Here is a 16,827-nt window from a genome sequence, read left to right as displayed (position 1 = left end):
CGCCTGAATCCTTGCCTGTTTCTGTGTTTATCGCAGCGTTGATTGTCGCGCTGTTTTATGCGTGGCTTCATTCATTGCCGGTAGCTCGCATCGATCCGATCGACCCGCCGCACCAGCGCATCGAAAACGTCCTGCCCGGCGCCGTGGCGCGGGTCGAACTGCAACGCGTCGCGCGAGCAGCGAATCGCGACCTCCTCCGGCACCGGCCGCGCGCGCCCCATCGAAAACGTCGCCATCTGGATTTCGCACGCGCGATTCAGCGTCCACAGAATCGCGAAGGTCTGCGGCAACGTCCGTCCCCACGATAGCAGACCGTGGTTGCGCAGGATCACCGCCTGTTTGTCGCCGATATGCGCGAGCAGCCGCGGGCCCTCTTCCGCATGAATCGTAATGCCTTCGAAGTCGTGATACGCGATCCGGTCGTGCAATTGCGCGCTATAGAAGTTGGTCTGCTGCAGGCCCTCTTCGAGACAGGCCACCGCGACGCCCGCGGTCGTATGCGTGTGCATCACGCAGTGCGCGTCGGGCAAGCCTTCGTGAATCGCCGCGTGCACGATGAAGCCGGCCGGATTCACCGGATACGGCGAGCCGTCGAGCACCCGCCCCTGCGCATCGATCTTCACCAGATTCCTCGCGGTCACTTCGCTGTAGTGCAGCCCGAACGGGTTGATCAGGAAGTGGCGCTCGGCGCCGCTGACGGGTTCGGGCACGCGCAGCGTGATGTGGTTGTAGATCATCTCGGTCCAGCCGAGCAGATCGAAAATCCGGTAGCACGCGGCGAGCTGCACGCGCGCCTGCCATTCGTCCGGATGCATCGCGGCCGGTCTGGCCGGGCTTGTCGGCTGCGCTTCGAGGGTCGTGGCCATCGTCAGTGTCTCCATGATTGTGGTTGTGACGGCGCGCCCATGCGCGCCGCCACCTTATTCACGCGTGCCGCAACAGCGGCTTGACCGCCGGACGGCTTCAGGCGCCCGACACCACCGCCGCGATCGACGACGCGACATAGTCCGCGTTGCGCGCGTTCAGCCCGGCGACGCACATACGGCCCGAGCGCAGCACGTACACCGCGTATTCGTTGCGCAGACGCTCGACCTGGCGTTCGGACAGGCCCGTGTATGTGAACATGCCGCGCTGAGCGACATAGCGCGCGCGCATCACTTCATCGACGCGTCCGTCGAGCCCCGCGTGGATCACCTTGCGCATCGCGAGGATGCGCTCGCGCATCGCGCCCAGCTCGGCTTCCCACGACGCACGCAGCGTCGCATCGGCGAGCACGTTGGCGACGAGACGCGCGCCGTGCGTCGGCGGATTGCTGTAGTTCGCCCGCACCGCCGACATCAGCTGACCCGCCACGCGCGCCGCTTCGTCGGCGCTCTTGCAGACCACGCTCAGCGCGCCGACACGCTCGCCATACAGCGAGAAATTCTTCGAGAACGAGTTCGCGACGATCAGCGGCACGTTCGCGCCGGCGAGCAGGCGCACCGGTGCGGCGTCGTCTTCGAGGCCGGCGCCGAAACCCTGGTAGGCCATGTCGACGAATGCGATCAGCTTGCGACGCTGCAAAACCGGCACCAGCTCCGCCCATTGCGCCGGGCTCAGATCGACGCCGGTCGGGTTATGGCAGCACGCGTGCAGCAGCACGACGCTCTTTTCCGGCAATGCGTCGATCGCGGCGAGCATCTCGGCGAAACGCAGGCCGCCCGTTTGCGGGTCGTAGTACGGATAGGTGTTGACCGTCAGGCCCGCGCCTTCGAATATCACGCGATGGTTTTCCCAGCTCGGGTCGCTGATCCACACCTGCGAGCCGGGGAAATAGCGTTTCAGGAAATCGGCGCCGACTTTCAGCGCGCCCGAGCCGCCGAGCGTTTGCAGCGTCGCGATCCGGCCTTCGGCGCGCGCCGCGCTATTGGCGCCGAACACCAGCGCCTGCGCGGTGTCGCGATAGAGCGGCAGACCCGCCATCGGCAGATACGAGCGCGGGCCGATCGCGTCGAGCAGCGCGGTTTCGGCGCAGCGCACCGCGTCGATCACCGGCAGCTTGCCGGCGTCGTCGAAGTAGATGCCGATGCTGAGGTTGACCTTGTTCGGCCGGGGGTCCAGTTGGAAGTCTTCGTTCAGGCTCAGAATCGGGTCGCCCGGATAGGCGGGAATATGGTCGAACATGACGGGTCCTTGAAGACGGCCTGTGCAGGCCTGTTGTAGCGGTCGTCCGCGCGCCGCGTGACGACAGGGCAAACCTTAAGTCTAAGCGGGTTTGCCGGGCTAAGTCGACCCGCACGAGTGTCGGTCGCCGCCGGGCCGCGCACAATCAATCGATTTTTCACGATTCGTAAGTTTTTCTTTAGAATCGATCGTATGCCTCTTACCCGCGTCACGATCCGCCAATTCGAAGCGTTCCTCGCCATCGTCGATCTGCACAGCATCGGCGCGGCGGCAGAGCGGCTCGGGCTGACTTCGTCGGCGGTCAGCCAACTGCTTGCCGAGCTCGAAAGGGAGCTCGGCTTCCGGCTGTTCGGTCGCACCACGCGGCGTGTCGCGCTGTCCAGCGCGGGGCAGGACTTTCTGGCGTCGGCCGAATCGGTGCTGCGCCACGTGCGCATGGCCGCCCAATCCGCCGACGACATCCGCAACCGCGCGGCCGGCATCGTGCGGGTCGGCGCGCCGCTCGTGATCGCATCGACGGCGCTGCCCGCGGCGATCGCCGCGTACGCGCGCGGCAAGCCGAAGGTGGTCGTGCGGGTCTGCGATACCGTGGTCGAGCAACTGGTGGAGCGCGTGGAGAGCGGCGATATCGATCTCGCGATCGGCCCGGACCGGCAAAGCGGGCCGCGCGTGCGCTCCGAGGCCGCGTTCGCGAGTCCGTGGGTCATGTGGTGCGCGGCCGCGCATCCGCTCGCCGCTCGCCGCCGGGTGCAGTGGCAGCATCTGCGCGACGTGCCGATCGTCGCGACCGGCCGCGACCACGAGCGCGCGGTCGATCAGATGCGCGCCAATCTGCCGGTCGAGGCACGCATCATTCCGGTCGATGTCGTCGATAACGTGACCACCGCGTTCGGCCTCGCCGCGCAAGGGCTGGCGGTCACGCTCGCGCCGGCCTATGTGGCGCCGCTCGCGCGCACGTTCGGGCTCGTGATGAAGCGCATCGTCGATCCGGAAACGATTCGCGAGGTGTGCGTGTATCGCTCGACCGAACGGGCGCTGTCGCCATCGGCCGATGGTTTCGCGGATTTCGTGATGCCGTGGTTGAAACGCTGGGATCGGGAGACGCAGGCCGACGCGCGGGGTAAGCGGAGTTGATGCGCGATGCGACGCATCGCGCATCTAGGGCTGCATACACAGCGCGAACAACTGCCGCTGATTCGAAATCCCGAGCCGCGCATACGCGCGCTTCTGATACGTGACGACGCTCGCCGGCTTCACACCCATCTGCCCGGCGATCTCGGCGGCGCTTGCGCCTTCGAGCGTGCCACGCAACGCGTCGAGTTCGCGCGGCGTCAGCGCCGGACATGCGCGCCGCACGCGCGCGAGCATCGCCGCGCCGGTGCCCTGCTGATGCTGCCCATTCAGCGCGTAATGACCCTTGGCCGCATGCGCGAACAGCGGCGCGACGCTTTCGATCCGCTCCAGATCGCCCGGCGTGAACACGCCGTATGCGCGGTCGCGATACAGGTTGATCGACAGCCACACGCTATCCGCGGGCTGCACCAGCAACGACAGCCGGTCCGATACGTTCGGCTGCGCGTAGCAGACCGCGCGATACGCTTCATTCTCGATTTCGTCGCCGCGCTGCTGATGCAGCACCAGCGCATCGCGTGAAGCGCTGCGCCGCTTGCCGTCGGTCTGGCCGATGATCGCGCGATTGCCGTCCAGCGCATAAAAATGCGCGGCGTAGCGTTCGGCGACGTCGCGCAGAAAATGCCCGCCGCGATGATCTGCTGCCGACACCGTACGCGGCCGCGCATCGAACTCGTACGCGAAGATCGTGCACTGCGAAACGGGCAGCGACAATGATTCGCCCACCGTCTGCAGAATGCTCGCGGCGAGCGCGTCGGCATCCGGGTGCGAAATCGCCATGACGAGGTCGGTGGCGCGCGCGGTGCTGATCTGACCGCTGCGCTGCGGTGATGCGAGACGCCAGGAACGCATGATGGGATTCGTGCTTGCGCTGCGTGGATTGGGTTGCGGCAAGCGTAGCACAGCGGGCGCGCGGCGCAGGGCTGCCGGCGTGATGGACTCGTCAGCGACGCCTTATCGCCGGGTAAACGACCCCCGCTGCAACGCCACCACCCTCGGCAATTCGATCGTAAAGGTCGTGCCGGCTTCGTCGCTGGATACGACGCTGACGTCGCCGCCATGCATCCGCGCGATCTCCTGCACGATATGCAGACCAAGCCCGAGCCCTTCGCGCGAGCGCGCGCCGTTGCCGTTCGACCCGAACGCCTTGAACAGATGCGGAAACACTTCGGCCGGAATCGTGCCGCGATTGGACACCTTCAGCCGCACGCAATCCTCGGCCTCGCCATCGACCTCCACGCCGATATCACCCTCCGGCGCGCCATGATGCAGCGCATTGCTGACGAGATTCGACACCGCCTGCCACACGAGATCGGTATCCCACGCGCCGGCCGTATTGCCGGTGCAGGTGAACACGATCTGCTTGCCGCCCTTCTGCGACGCGAATTCATCGATCACCGAGCGGCACAGCGTCGCGAGTTCGATCGAGCGCGGCTGCAACGGCAGACGTCCGCCTTGCAGGCGTGCGAGGTTCAGTAGCTGATCGACCATCCGCGCCATCCTCAGCGAACTGTTCTTCATACGCGCGGCAACGGTCGCGGCCTGCTCGTCGGCGGCCGTGCGCATCAGGTATTCGGCCGACGCGAGCACCGCGCCGAGCGGCGTGCGCAGATCGTGACTGAGCACCGCCATCAGCATTTCGTTCGCTTCGAGCATCTGGCGCGTCGTCACCAGTTGCGCGGCGAGCTGGCGCTTCTGCTGCTCCAGCTGCACGAACACGTCGACCTTCGACTGCAGGATGCGCGGATCGAACGGCTTGTACAGGAAATCGACCGCGCCCGCCTCGTAGCCGCGGAACGTGCGCGACGCGTCCTGCGCGGTCGCGGTCAGGAAGATGATCGGGACGTGCGAGGTGCGCGGGCTGCCGCGCATCAGCGCAGCCAGCTCGAAGCCGTTCATGCCGGGCATATTGACGTCGAGAATCGCCAGCGCGACTTCGTGCTTGAGCAGCAGATCGAGCGCGGCGGTGCCGGAGTCGGCGACCAGCACCGCGACGTCGGGCCGCGCGAGCAATGCTTCGAGCGCGGTGATGTTGTGGGCGATGTCGTCGACGATCAGGATGTTCACAGGTGAGTTCGTCATGGCACCGGGTCAGAGGGAAGTCGGCAGCGCGGCAAGGCGCCTGCCCAAGGTTTCGGGATTGAAAATCGCATCGGCGGCGCCACGCGCGATCGCCGCGCGCGGCATTTCCGCCGAACCGGCGCTGGCGGGGTCCTGCACCCATGCGGTGCCGCCGAGCGTGCGCACGCGTTCGAGGCCGAGCGCGCCGTCGTCGTTGGCGCCGGACAGCAGGATCGCGAGCAGCCGCTCGCCGTACACCGTGGCGGCCGATTCGAACAGCACGTCGATCGACGGCCGCGAGAAGCGCACCGCCGCATCGGTCGATAGCGCGACCGTGCGGTCCACTTCGACGAGCATGTGGTAACCGGGCGGCGCGACGTGCACTCGGCCCGGCTGGATCAGCTCGCCCGCATCGGGTTCGAGCACCGGCAGCGCGCAGCGATGCGCGAGCGCCGGCACCAGATAGCTCGGCGAATCGGGCGGCAGATGCATGACGATCATCACGGCCGCCGCGAAGCGCGCGGGCAACGCGGCGAGCAGCACGTTGAGCACCTCGATGCCGCCCGCCGACCCGCCGATCACGACCAGCTCGTAACCGCGCGGCGCGTGCGGGTGCGCGGCGCCGCCGGCATCGGCGGTCTGGGTCATCGCAGGTTCGTCGTTCAAGGATGGCATCGCGACCTCGCTAACGCTTCTGATAAATGCGCTCGGCCGCGCGGAACTCGTCGAACGCCGGGTAGTGACGCGAAAACCGCAGGCTTTCCTTGCTGCCCAGGCCGAGAAAGCCGCGCCGCACCAGCGCGTTCTCGAACAGCCCCAACGCGCGATCCTGCAAGCGGCGGTCGAAATAGATCAGCACGTTGCGGCACGACACCAGATGCGCTTCGAGGAACACTTCGTCGGTGGACAGGCTGTGATCGGCGAACACCACGCGCTCTTTCAGCGAGCCGGCAAAGCGCGCGCCGCCATACGCTGCATGATAGTAGTCAGACAGCGAACGGGTGCCGCCCGCCGCCAGATAGTTCTGCGTGAAGCCCTGGATCCGTTCGAGCGCATAGATGCCCGCCTCCGCGCGCGCGAGCGCGTCGGGGTTGATGTCGGTCGCATAGAACAGCGTGCGCTCGGTGAGGCCCTCCTCGTCGAACAGGATCTTCAGCGACCACAGCTCCTCGCCGGTGCTGCATCCCGCGATCCACACCTTGATCGACGGATAGGTGCGCAGGCGCGGCAGCACGTGTTCGCGCAGCGCGAGGAAATACGACGGATCGCGAAACATGTCGCTGACCTGCACGGTCAGGTACCGGAACAGCCGCGAAAACTCGTTGCCGTCGCGCATGATGCGGTCCTGCAATTGCGACAGCGTCTCCACGTTGAATTCATCGAGCGCCTGCGTGAGGCGGCGGCGCAGCGACGACATCGCGTAGTGGCGAAAGTCGTGCTGATACTTCAGATAGATCGCCTCGAGCAGCAGCCGCAGCTCGATGTCGAAATCGCTGAGACGCTGCGGTACGTCGGATGCGGACGGTTTCATCGCGTTTCTCGCTTGCGTGCTTGCGCTCGCGCTCTCAGCGCTGCCGCAGCCACACGCGGCACAGCGCGACGAGCTTGTCGACGTCGATCGGTTTCGACACGTAATCGTCGGCGCCCGCTTCGAGGCAGCGCGTGCGATCGTTCGCCATCGCCTTCGCGGTCAGCGCGATGATCGGCAGATGCGCGAAGCGCGGATCGCGGCGAATCTCGCCCATCGCGGTCAGGCCGTCCATCTCGGGCATCATCACGTCCATCAGCACCAGATGCACTTCCGGTCCGCTCTCCAGTTCGTCGAGCGCCTCGCGGCCGTTGCGCGCGATCAGCAGCTTCGCGCCGAGCGGTTCCAGCACGTGCGACAGCGCGAAGATGTTGCGCACATCGTCTTCGGCGAGCAGGATCGTGCGGCCCTCGAACGCATTGTCGCGTTGGCGCACGGTGCGCAGCATGCGCTGCTGCTCCGGCGCGAGCGACGACTCGACGCTGTGCAGGAACAACGTGACTTCGTCGAGCAGACGCTCCGGCGATTTCGCGCCCTTGATGATGATCGACTTCGAATAGCGGCGCAGCCGGTGCTCCTCTTCGTCGGACAGCATGCGGCCCGTGTAGACGATCACCGGCAGCGATGCATGCGCGGTGTTGGCGGCGAGACGTTCGAGCAGATCGTAGCCGGTGCCGTCGGGCAGCGCGAGATCGGTGACGACGCAGTCGAACGCCACCGTCGACAGTTGCTCGAACGCCTCGGCGAGCGTCGCGACCGCGACGATCTCGGTGTTCTCGCTTTGCAGCAGCGCGCGGATGCTTGCACGCATCGGCGCGTCGTCTTCGATCACCAGCACGCGCTTCAGGCGCTGTTGCAGTCGCGCTTCGAGGCGGCGGATCGCGGCCTCCATCGTCGAGCGCGCGGTCGGCTTCAGCGTGTAGCCGATCGCGCCGAGGTGCAGCGCCTTGTCGGCGTGATCGGTAGCCGACACGATATGAATCGGAATGTGGCGGGTCAGCGGATCGTTCTTCAGCCATTCGAGCACCGTGAGGCCCGAGCGGTCCGGCAAACCGACATCGAGCAGCACCGCGGCCGGCCGCATGTCTCGCACCAGCGCGAGGCCGCTGGCGGCGTCGCTCGCGTGCACGAAGTCGAAGTCGAGTTCGTGCACGAGATCGCGCAGAATCGCGGCGAACGGCGGATCGTCTTCGACCGCGACGATCAAACGGCCCGCGCGGGTGCGGTTGTCGCGATCGTCGGCAATCGGCGCAGCAGCGGGCTCGACGGTGCCGGGCTGCAAAGCGTCGCGCGATGCGACTGGCGACGCCCGGTTTGCCAGACCATTCGCCGGCGAGATCACCGCGGCGGGCGCCGCGTCGAGCGGCGTGTATAGCAACGGCGTATCCGCCGTCGCCTGCGCGCCCATGCCCATGCCCGCGTTGATCGCGCCGTCCGCGGCCTCGCCCGCTTCGAGCGGCAGCCACAGCGAAAACACGCTGCCCTTGCCGACTTCGCTCGCGACCGTAATGCGCCCGCCCAGCAGCCGCGAAAACTCGCGCGAAATCGACAACCCGAGACCACTGCCGCCATATTGACGGCTCGTCGAACCATCGGCCTGCTGGAATGCTTCGAAGATCATGTCGAGCTTGTCTGCCGGAATGCCAATGCCGGAATCGCGCACGTCGAAGCGCAGCACGTTGTCCTCGACCTTGGCGACCTCGAGCGTGACCTCGCCGCGCTCGGTGAACTTCACCGCGTTCGACAGCAGGTTGCGCAGAATCTGCGTGAGCCGCTGACCGTCGGTGACGAACGTATCCGGCGTACCGGGCAACTTATCGAAAGCGACCCGCAAGTGCTTGGTCGCCGCGATCGGCCGGAACATTTCGTCGAGCGATTGCAGCGTCGCGTCGATCGACACCGTTTCGGGTTCGACCGTCAGCTGCCCCGCCTCGACCTTCGACAGGTCGAGAATGTCGTTGATCAGCACCAGCAGATCGCTGTTCGACGCGTAGATCGTCTCCGCGTAGCGCACCTGCTCATCGGTGAGATTGCCGCTGCGATTCTGCTGCAGCAGCTTCGCGAGAATCAGCGAGCTGTTCAGCGGCGTGCGCAATTCGTGCGACATGTTGGCGAGGAATTCGGACTTGTAGCGGCTCGACTGTTCGAGGCGCTCCGCGTTGGCCGCCAGATCGTTCTGCGCGCGCAGCAGATCCGCTTTCTGCCGCTCCAGCCGCTGCGCGTATTCCTCGAGCTGCACGTTGGTCCGTTCGAGCTCGGCCTGCTGCGCTTCGAGGCGCCGTTGCGATTCCATCAGCGCGCGGCCGCGTTCCTCGAGACCTTCGTTGGAGACCCGCAATTCCTCCTGCTGGACCTGCAACTCCTCGTTCAGTTGCTGCGTCTCGGCGAGCGCATCCTGCAGGCGCTCGCGATACAGCGCCGCTTCGAGAAAATCGCCCATGCTGTGGCGGATCAGCTCCATGAACTCTTCGTCGCGCGGCCTCACTTCGCGCAGGAAGCCCATTTCGATGACGCCGTTGACCTGGCCGTCGTTGTCGATCGGCAGGATCAGCAGATTGCGCGGCGCGCCGCTACCCGTCGCCGACGTGACCCGCACATAATCGGCGGGCACGTCGCGCAGCACCAGCGTGCGGTGCGAGCGCGCGGCCTGGCCGACCAGCGTTTCGCCCTCCTCGAAACTCAGGGCGGCCGTCTGTTCGCTGTCGCGGCTGTACCCATACGCGGCGATGCGGCGCAGCGTGCCGCTTTGCCGGTCGCGCACGTACAGCGCGGCGACGACCGCATCGAGATACTGGGCGAGAAACTCGAGCATCGCGCGGCCGACGAGCGGCGCGCTCGTCTGGCCGACGACCTTGTCCGCCAGCAGGCGCTGGCCCGAGCGCAACCAGACCTGCTGCTCGAGCAGCGTGGTCTGCTCGGCCTGCTGACGCAACACATTGTCGTAGGTCTCCGACAGGTCCAGCAGTTCGCGACGACCTCGCCATGCGAGCAGGCCGCTGACGCCGAGGCTGAACAGCAGGAACAGGCCAACCAGCGTCGCCGTCACATTGCGCGTCGCTTCGGCGCGCTGCTGGCGCAGCCGCAATTCGACATCGAGAAAATCGTCGAATTCGCGGCGCATTTCGTCGAATTCGACCTTGCCGCGCCCCGCCGCGATCGCGCTCTCGTAGTTCAGGTTGCGCCGGCGCGCGTCGATGATTTCTTCGGCGAAGCGGGTCCAACGCTGCTGCAACGCCTCGATCTGCTTGAGCCGCGCGATTTGCAGCGGGTTGTCGGCGACCTGCTTCCGCAAGCTTTCGAGCTGCGCGTTGAATTTCGGGCCGCCGTTTTCATACGGTCTGAGAAGACTCTCGTCACCGGTGATCAGAAAGCCGCGCATCGACGATTCGCGATCGACCGCGAGCCGCAGCATTTCGTTGGCGTCGCCGATCACGCGCTCGGAGTGCTCGGCCCAGCTCATCGTCGACACGAGGTAAGCGATCAGGCCGACGAACAGCGCCATCGTGACGAGGCCGACGCCCAAAGGCAGCGCGATATTGCGGCGAAGGATGCGGCGGAAACGAGGTTGATCGACGGCCTGCGATGCGGTCATTTTTCCTGTAAGTGGCATGGCGAATCGGGTCGATGCGGAATATTTTGCGAGTCTGCGCACAGTGTTGAGTACCGCGAAGCGACCGCCGTCATCATACAAGGACGACGCTCATCCGGTAACGGAAGGCGGCTGGTTGAGCTTGCTGGCAGGGCGCGGCACGCTCGCGCGAGCGGTCGCGTTCGGCGCGCGATGCAATAAAGAAACCTGGCCGGCTCGCACCGGTCAGGTTCCTGCATCGAACACACGTCATCGACACGCCGCATTGCGGCTACGCTCAGCGCCGTTTAGCGGCTAACTCGGCAGCGCAACGTGCCCGGCCCGCTCAGGCCGGCACCGATTCCGCCTGCGCCGCGCGCGACCAAACGCGATGCTGCCCGGCGGCCTCGATGAACGCCTTCAACACATCGGCGCACTGCGAATCCTCGCCAGTCGCGACGCCGTCCGACTGCGCCGGCAACTGCGCGGCAGTGAGCAGATCGCGCCCCGCGCCGAACGCCGCGATCGCCTTCAGATGCTTGAACGCTTCGAGCACGAAGTGCCTCGCATCGCCCGATTGCGACAGCGCCTTCGCCCCCTTCTCGCCGCCGACGACGATCACCGCGTCGAACATCACCGACGGCAGCCCGGCGATCGTCGCGTCGGGCGCGAGGCCATCGATCCCGGCGAGCGTCGGTGCGATCAGCATCGGCGTCGCGCCTTCGCCCTTGAGCGCCTGCTGCAGCTGTTTGATTGCCGCGGCATCGGAACCGGGCGCGGCGAGCAGCGCGATCTTGCGGGTCTTGATGCCGGGCTTTACGCGATTGAGCAAACTCAACGCCGGCGATGCCTTCGGTCCAACCAGCCTGGCCGTGCCCTGCTTCGGCGCCGGCAGACCGAGTCCTTCGGCCACTTTGGCGGCGAGACCGGCGTCGAAGTTCGCGAGAATCTCGTTGACCTGGCGCGCGCGAATCTCGGGCTTCGTCACCTTACCCAGTTCGAACAGATAGGCCGCCGCGATATGGTCTTTTTCTGGCTGCGACATGCTGTTGTAGAACAGCGCGGCCTGCGAGAAATGATCGGCGAACGAGTCGCTGCGCACGCGAATCTTCGTGCTCTCGACGCGTTCCTGATAGCTGTCGAAGCCGCCATTTTCGGCGGCCGGATCGGTTTCCTTCGGCCAGCCGTCGTTCAGCGAGTTCGGCTCGTACGACGCCTGGCCGACGTGAATCGCCTGTCGATGCATCGCATCGCGCTGATTGTTGACGGACGCACAGACCGGCCGGTTGATCGGAATCTCGTGGAAGTTCGGGCCGCCGAGGCGGCTGATCTGCGTGTCGGTGTAGGAGAACAAGCGCCCTTGCAGCAGCGGGTCGTTGGTGAAATCGATGCCCGGCACGATATGCCCCGGATGGAACGCGGCCTGTTCGGTCTCAGCGAAGAAGTTGTCCGGATTGCGATTGAGCGTCATCTTGCCGATGATCTTCAGCGGCACCAGCTCTTCGGGAATCAGCTTGGTCGGATCGAGCAGATCGAAATCGAACTTGTGCTCGTCGGCTTCCTCGACGATCTGCACGCCTAGTTCGTACTCGGGATAATCGCCGCGCTCGATCGCTTCCCACAGGTCGCGCCGATGGAAGTCCGGGTCCTTGCCCGCGAGCTTCTGCGCTTCGTCCCACAGCAGCGAATAGGAGCCTAGCACCGGACGCCAGTGGAACTTGACGAAGCGCGCCTTGCCCTCTGCATTGACGAAGCGGAACGTGTGGACGCCAAAGCCTTCCATCGTCCGAAAGCTGCGCGGGATCGCGCGATCCGACATCGTCCACAGCACCATGTGCGCCGATTCGGGCATGAGCGAAACGAAGTCCCAGAACGTGTCGTGCGCGGACCCGCCGGTCGGCATTTCGTTCGGAGCTTCCGGTTTCACCGCATGCACGAAATCGGGAAACTTGATCGCGTCCTGGATGAAGAACACCGGCATGTTGTTGCCGACCAGATCGAAATTGCCTTCCTGCGTGTAGAACTTCGTCGCGAAGCCGCGCACGTCGCGCACCGTGTCGGCCGAGCCGCGCGGACCTTGCACCGTCGAGAAACGCACATAGACCGGCGTCTCGGTGGCCGGGTCCTGCAGAAACGCGGCCTTGGTGTACTCGCGCATCGATTCGTAGACCTTGAAGACGCCATGCGCGGCCGAACCGCGCGCGTGCACGATCCGCTCGGGTATGCGCTCGTGATCGAAATGCGTGATCTTCTCACGCATGATGAAGTCTTCGAGCAGCGACGGGCCGCGTGGCCCCGCGCGCAACGTGTTCTGGTTGTCGGCGATCTTGACGCCCTGATTGGTTCTCAGCGCCTCGCCTTGCGGCTTCACGCGATTGCGTTCGAGATCGTCCGATTTCGCGTCGTTCGACTGCGCCGCCCCGTTTTCGTGAACCGCGGGCTTCTGGGTATTCGCTTTACCTGCCATGGGAATCGACTCCTTGTGTTCGGGCGCGCGGCGACGAAGGCGTCGCGGCGCGCGATTACGGAGTCAGCAAGGGCTATACCTACGAAGTCGCGGCGCAAGGGCTGCGCGGCGCGCTACGTCAGAAGCGGTAGTTGATCGACACGTCGGCGACACCGGTCGCGCGGCTGCGCGTGATCGGACTGTTGCCCGCGCTGCCGACGAGCTGCTCGAACGCGCCGTCGGCGGTCGCGAACCAGTGCTTGCTGAACAGCCAGATGGCGCTGACACCGAAACCCACCGACTTGAAGCCCGCGCTCGCGTGATACTGCGAATACTGCGAGTGAGCGGCCTGCTCCTGATTGACGCCGAACCAACTGTTCATGTACTTGGAGTCCGCGAGCACCACGTTCGGGCCGGCGAACCAGAAGAACTGCCTGGTGCTGCCGGGCATCGGCATATAGGCGCCGAGATCGCCGATCCAGCCGTTCGATCCGCCGAAATAGCGGCGGATATCGGCGCGCAGCACGAGCGGAAAATCCTTCGAAATGACGTACTCGCCCGAAAGCTTCAGACCGACCGCCGGGTTGATGTTGCCGAGCCCGTTGAGTTCCTGCGGATCGTCCTGGGCGCGTCGGCCGAGATCGTAGACCGCGGCGAGACTCATGCGCCAGTTCTCGCCCTGCGCGAAGTTCACGCCGAAGCCTTCGCCGCTCGACAGAAAGAACAGATCCTTGTAACGCACGTCGATGCTCGGACCGGCCACCAGGTGATAGCGGTCCGATCCCTCGAAGCGCGGCTGGAACGACGTGGCCACGCCGAAGCGCAATTGCCAGTCAGGAATGTTCGGCTGCCACATCTTCTGCAGCGGAACGCCCACCGAGTATTGCCATTCGCCGAGCGGCGACGGCGTCTGCGCGAAGACCACACCCGGCACGCAGGCCATCGCACTCAAGGTCGCGGCGACGAAGGAACTCGCCGCGATGCCGGTTTGTTTATGGCGGGGCGTGGCGCCCCGCTTCTTTCTACGGCTGTTGAACACCGGAAGCCTCCGATCCCGCTCGTCGCGAGGAGGTTAGGTTCTCGCCCGGGGTCCAGCGCGGACCCAAAAGCACGGACGACCGCCGCACTGCTACTTACGGCGTGTAATTTTTCCAATCGATGTCGCGGGCGGCGCGATGCGCACGAGGCGCGGCGAGCCCGCGCGACCCACGCGGTCATGTGGCCACTGCGCATGATGCTTGCGCGCCGCGGTGGCGCGGACAACGGCCCACGGAGCATCGCTTCGCAAGATATGCGCCAAGTCTGTGGAAGATTGATGACGAGCGCGACGCAACCGTTCGGCCGGGTCATTGCCCTGCTTCGACGAGCACCGGCTTGTCGCGATACAGGCTGGGGAACAGGCGCTTCAGGTTGGCGATTTTCGGCATGTCATTGAACACGATATAGGCCGAATCGGGATGCAAGGTCAGATAGTTCTGGTGATACGACTCGGCCGGATAGAAGCCCCTGTACGGCTCCGTCTTCGTGACGATCGGGGCGGGGAACACGTGCGACTTGTCGAGCTGCGCGATGTAGCTTTGCGCGACGCGCCGTTGCGCGTCGTTCAGCGGAAAGATCGCGGAGCGGTACTGCGTGCCGCTGTCGGGCCCCTGACGATTCAGCTCGGTCGGGTCCTGAACCACCGAGAAATACACCTGCAGCAACTGACCGTAGGTGACCTTGCCGGGATCGAAGGTGACCTGCACCGATTCCGCGTGCCCCGTGTCGCCGCCGCTGACGGTCTCGTACTGCGCAGTGTCGCGTGAGCCGCCCGAGTAGCCGGACACCGCCCGCGTCACACCACGCACATGCTGGAACACGCCCTGGACGCCCCAGAAGCAGCCACCCGCGAGCACTGCGGTTTCCTCGTGCGCGGTGCTGGCCGGGAGCGGTTCGTCGAGCGCGGGCGGTGCGATGACGACGGCGTTCTCCGCCGGGAACGCGACGCGCTGCGCGAGCGGCGACGCGAAGGCGGCGGCGCCTAGCAGCAACGACAGTGCGGCCGCACGCGAGCGTTTCGAGTTGCCGCCGGGCGATGTAAGGGATTGCGGTCTGTTGCCAGTCATGATGGTCGCTCCGAAAAAGTGCCGACGCGCGCCCCCGCTTTGCAACCGTGCAGTCACGCCGCACGCGGGTGCGCCGAAGCTTGGTCGCGCGGGCGCGGCGTTTATGACAGCATGCGCGTTTTTGCGGCCGGCTGCGCGGCCGGGTGGCCGAGCGCCTTACAGCGGAAATTTCGTGGTCGACAGGATTTCCTTCAGCACCATGAACGAGCGGATCTGCCGCACGCCCGGCAGATACAGCAACTGCTCCGCGTGGAGGCGATTGAAGCTGTCGCTGTCGCGCGTGCGGATCACCATGAAATAGTCGAACTCGCCGGTCACCACGTGGCACTCCATGCAGCCGGCCACCTTCTGCGCGGCCTTTTCGAATTCGGCGAACGACTCGGGCGTCGAGCGATCGAGCACCACGCCGATCATCACCAGCATGCCCGCGCCCGCCGCCTTCGGGTCGAGTAGCGCGACCACGCCGCGAATCAGCCCCGATTCCTTCAAGCGTTCGACGCGTCGCAAACACGCCGGCGCGCTCAGCTTCACTTTCGCGGCGAGCGCCACGTTCGAAATGGACGCGTCGATTTGCAGCTGCCGCAGGATCGCCCGATCGATGCGATCGAGCGCGCGGTGGGGATCGGATGGTTTCGACCCAGTACGAACTTTTGTTGCGCTGATGGCCATGTATACGAACTTTTATGGTGAAGAAGACATTCGCTAATTTTTAAAAGTACGTGCGCGCGATTTTTTTCGCAAGCTCATTTCCGATGGTTTTTTCTAACATGAACCCACGGAAATCACCACCACGGAGCCGCGATGAACCTGCAACGTTTCCCCCGCTACTCGCTCACCTTCGGGCCGACGCCGATCCAGCCGCTCAACCGTCTGAGCGAGCATCTCGGCGGCAAGGTCAAGCTTTATGCCAAGCGCGAGGACTGCAACAGCGGCCTCGCGTTCGGCGGCAACAAGACCCGCAAGCTCGAATATCTGATCCCCGACGCGCTCGCGCAGGGCTGCGACACGCTCGTGTCGATCGGCGGCATCCAGTCGAACCAGACGCGCCAGGTCGCGGCGGTTGCCGCGCATCTGGGCCTGAAATGCGTGCTGGTGCAGGAGAACTGGGTCAATTACTCGGATGCGGTGTACGACCGCGTCGGCAACATCCAGATGTCGCGCATGATGGGCGCCGACGTGCGGCTCGTGCCGGACGGCTTCGACATCGGCTTTCGCAAGAGTTGGGAGGACGCGCTCGACAGCGTGCGCGCGGCCGGCGGCAAGCCGTACGCGATTCCGGCCGGCTGCTCGGATCATCCGCTGGGCGGGCTCGGCTTCGTCGGCTTCGCCGAAGAGGTGCGCCAGCAAGAAGCCGAACTGGGCTTCAGGTTCGACTACATCGTCGTGTGCTCGGTGACGGGCAGCACCCAGGCAGGCATGGTGGTCGGTTTCGCCGCCGACGGCCGCGCCGATCGGGTGATCGGCATCGACGCCTCAGCGAAACCGGCGCAGACGCGCGAGCAGATCACCCGCATCGCGAAGCGGACCGCCGAGAGCGTCGAGCTGGGCCGCGACATCACCGCGAAGGACATCGTGCTCGACGAACGCTACGGCGGCCCGGAATACGGTCTGCCCAACGACGGCACGCTCGAGGCGATCCGTTTGTGCGCGCGGCTCGAAGGCATGCTGACCGATCCGGTGTACGAGGGAAAATCGATGCACGGCATGATCGACAAGGTCCGTAACGGCGAATTTCCGGCCGGCTCGCGTGTGCTGTATGCGCACCTGGGCGGCGTGCCGGCGTTGAGCGCGTACAGCTTCATCTTCCGCGACGGTTGATGGGGTT

General features: G+C 65.4%; 12 protein-coding genes and 1 pseudogene. 2 read left to right on the top strand and 11 right to left on the bottom strand.

Annotation, left to right across the window (positions count from 1 at the left end; translation table 11 throughout):
• Positions 1–71: 71 nt before the first annotated feature.
• Positions 72–866: a class II aldolase/adducin family protein gene (locus AB4Y34_RS29810; protein ID WP_368718033.1), complete on the bottom strand. Its 795-nt coding sequence runs from the start codon at positions 864–866 to the stop codon at positions 72–74.
• A 97-nt stretch (positions 867–963) separates the two neighbouring features.
• Complete coding sequence (locus tag AB4Y34_RS29805; RefSeq protein ID WP_368718032.1) at positions 964–2,163, bottom strand: aromatic amino acid transaminase; 1,200 nt, start codon at positions 2,161–2,163, stop codon at positions 964–966.
• A 192-nt stretch (positions 2,164–2,355) separates the two neighbouring features.
• Here AB4Y34_RS29805 and AB4Y34_RS29800 point away from each other — a divergent pair, with 192 nt between their 5' ends.
• Positions 2,356–3,297 (top strand): LysR family transcriptional regulator, encoded by a 942-nt coding sequence (locus AB4Y34_RS29800; RefSeq protein WP_368718031.1) that lies wholly within the window; start codon positions 2,356–2,358, stop codon positions 3,295–3,297.
• A 24-nt stretch (positions 3,298–3,321) separates the two neighbouring features.
• Here AB4Y34_RS29800 and AB4Y34_RS29795 read toward each other — a convergent pair whose 3' ends face one another.
• The 9 genes and pseudogenes from AB4Y34_RS29795 to AB4Y34_RS29755 form a co-directional block, all read right to left on the bottom strand.
• Positions 3,322–4,146, bottom strand: a complete 825-nt coding sequence (locus tag AB4Y34_RS29795) for a helix-turn-helix transcriptional regulator (RefSeq protein ID WP_368718030.1) — start codon at positions 4,144–4,146, stop codon at positions 3,322–3,324.
• Positions 4,147–4,248: 102 nt separating this feature from the next.
• Positions 4,249–5,376 (bottom strand): response regulator, encoded by a 1,128-nt coding sequence (locus AB4Y34_RS29790; RefSeq protein WP_368718029.1) that lies wholly within the window; start codon positions 5,374–5,376, stop codon positions 4,249–4,251.
• A 9-nt stretch (positions 5,377–5,385) separates the two neighbouring features.
• Complete coding sequence (locus AB4Y34_RS29785) at positions 5,386–6,003, bottom strand: chemotaxis protein CheB (RefSeq protein ID WP_368718028.1); 618 nt, start codon at positions 6,001–6,003, stop codon at positions 5,386–5,388.
• A gap of 37 nt (positions 6,004–6,040) precedes the next feature.
• Positions 6,041–6,886, bottom strand: a complete 846-nt coding sequence (locus tag AB4Y34_RS29780; protein WP_368718027.1) for a protein-glutamate O-methyltransferase CheR — start codon at positions 6,884–6,886, stop codon at positions 6,041–6,043.
• Positions 6,887–6,920: 34 nt separating this feature from the next.
• The gene (locus tag AB4Y34_RS29775; RefSeq protein ID WP_368718026.1) at positions 6,921–10,475 is read right to left on the bottom strand and encodes a response regulator; all 3,555 of its coding nucleotides are present in this window, start codon (positions 10,473–10,475) and stop codon (positions 6,921–6,923) included.
• A gap of 322 nt (positions 10,476–10,797) precedes the next feature.
• Positions 10,798–12,930: pseudogene (gene katE / locus AB4Y34_RS29770) on the bottom strand (catalase HPII); the annotation flags it as partial.
• Between the two features lie 106 nt (positions 12,931–13,036).
• Positions 13,037–13,936, bottom strand: coding sequence for a MipA/OmpV family protein (locus AB4Y34_RS29765; protein WP_176384699.1), 900 nt, complete (start codon positions 13,934–13,936; stop codon positions 13,037–13,039).
• Positions 13,937–14,243: 307 nt separating this feature from the next.
• Positions 14,244–15,002, bottom strand: coding sequence for a peptide-methionine (S)-S-oxide reductase MsrA (gene msrA, locus AB4Y34_RS29760; protein WP_368718025.1), 759 nt, complete (start codon positions 15,000–15,002; stop codon positions 14,244–14,246).
• Between the two features lie 156 nt (positions 15,003–15,158).
• Positions 15,159–15,671, bottom strand: a complete 513-nt coding sequence (locus AB4Y34_RS29755; RefSeq protein WP_176384701.1) for an Lrp/AsnC family transcriptional regulator — start codon at positions 15,669–15,671, stop codon at positions 15,159–15,161.
• A 132-nt stretch (positions 15,672–15,803) separates the two neighbouring features.
• Here AB4Y34_RS29755 and AB4Y34_RS29750 point away from each other — a divergent pair, with 132 nt between their 5' ends.
• Positions 15,804–16,820 (top strand): 1-aminocyclopropane-1-carboxylate deaminase, encoded by a 1,017-nt coding sequence (locus tag AB4Y34_RS29750; RefSeq protein ID WP_176123770.1) that lies wholly within the window; start codon positions 15,804–15,806, stop codon positions 16,818–16,820.
• Positions 16,821–16,827: the final 7 nt, after the last annotated feature.

The organism is Paraburkholderia sp. BR10954, from assembly GCF_040965775.1.
GTDB classification, from domain to species: Bacteria; Pseudomonadota; Gammaproteobacteria; order Burkholderiales; family Burkholderiaceae; genus Paraburkholderia; species Paraburkholderia youngii.
The sequence above is the reverse complement of the archived record's forward strand: the minus strand, read 5'-3'. Positions and strand labels throughout refer to the sequence as shown.

Bases quoted from the DNA above. Each gene is read 5' to 3' on its own strand.
- AB4Y34_RS29810 (WP_368718033.1), bottom strand. From the start codon at position 866: ATGGCCACGACCCTCGAAGCGCAGCCGACAAGCCCGGCCAGACCGGCC.
- AB4Y34_RS29805 (WP_368718032.1), bottom strand. From the start codon at position 2,163: ATGTTCGACCATATTCCCGCCTATCCGGGCGACCCGATTCTGAGCCTG.
- AB4Y34_RS29800 (WP_368718031.1), top strand. From the start codon at position 2,356: ATGCCTCTTACCCGCGTCACGATCCGCCAATTCGAAGCGTTCCTCGCC.
- AB4Y34_RS29795 (WP_368718030.1), bottom strand. From the start codon at position 4,146: ATGCGTTCCTGGCGTCTCGCATCACCGCAGCGCAGCGGTCAGATCAGC.
- AB4Y34_RS29790 (WP_368718029.1), bottom strand. From the start codon at position 5,376: ATGACGAACTCACCTGTGAACATCCTGATCGTCGACGACATCGCCCAC.
- AB4Y34_RS29785 (WP_368718028.1), bottom strand. From the start codon at position 6,003: ATGACCCAGACCGCCGATGCCGGCGGCGCCGCGCACCCGCACGCGCCG.
- AB4Y34_RS29780 (WP_368718027.1), bottom strand. From the start codon at position 6,886: ATGAAACCGTCCGCATCCGACGTACCGCAGCGTCTCAGCGATTTCGAC.
- AB4Y34_RS29775 (WP_368718026.1), bottom strand. From the start codon at position 10,475: ATGACCGCATCGCAGGCCGTCGATCAACCTCGTTTCCGCCGCATCCTT.
- msrA (WP_368718025.1), bottom strand. From the start codon at position 15,002: ATGACTGGCAACAGACCGCAATCCCTTACATCGCCCGGCGGCAACTCG.
- AB4Y34_RS29755 (WP_176384701.1), bottom strand. From the start codon at position 15,671: ATGGCCATCAGCGCAACAAAAGTTCGTACTGGGTCGAAACCATCCGAT.
- AB4Y34_RS29750 (WP_176123770.1), top strand. From the start codon at position 15,804: ATGAACCTGCAACGTTTCCCCCGCTACTCGCTCACCTTCGGGCCGACG.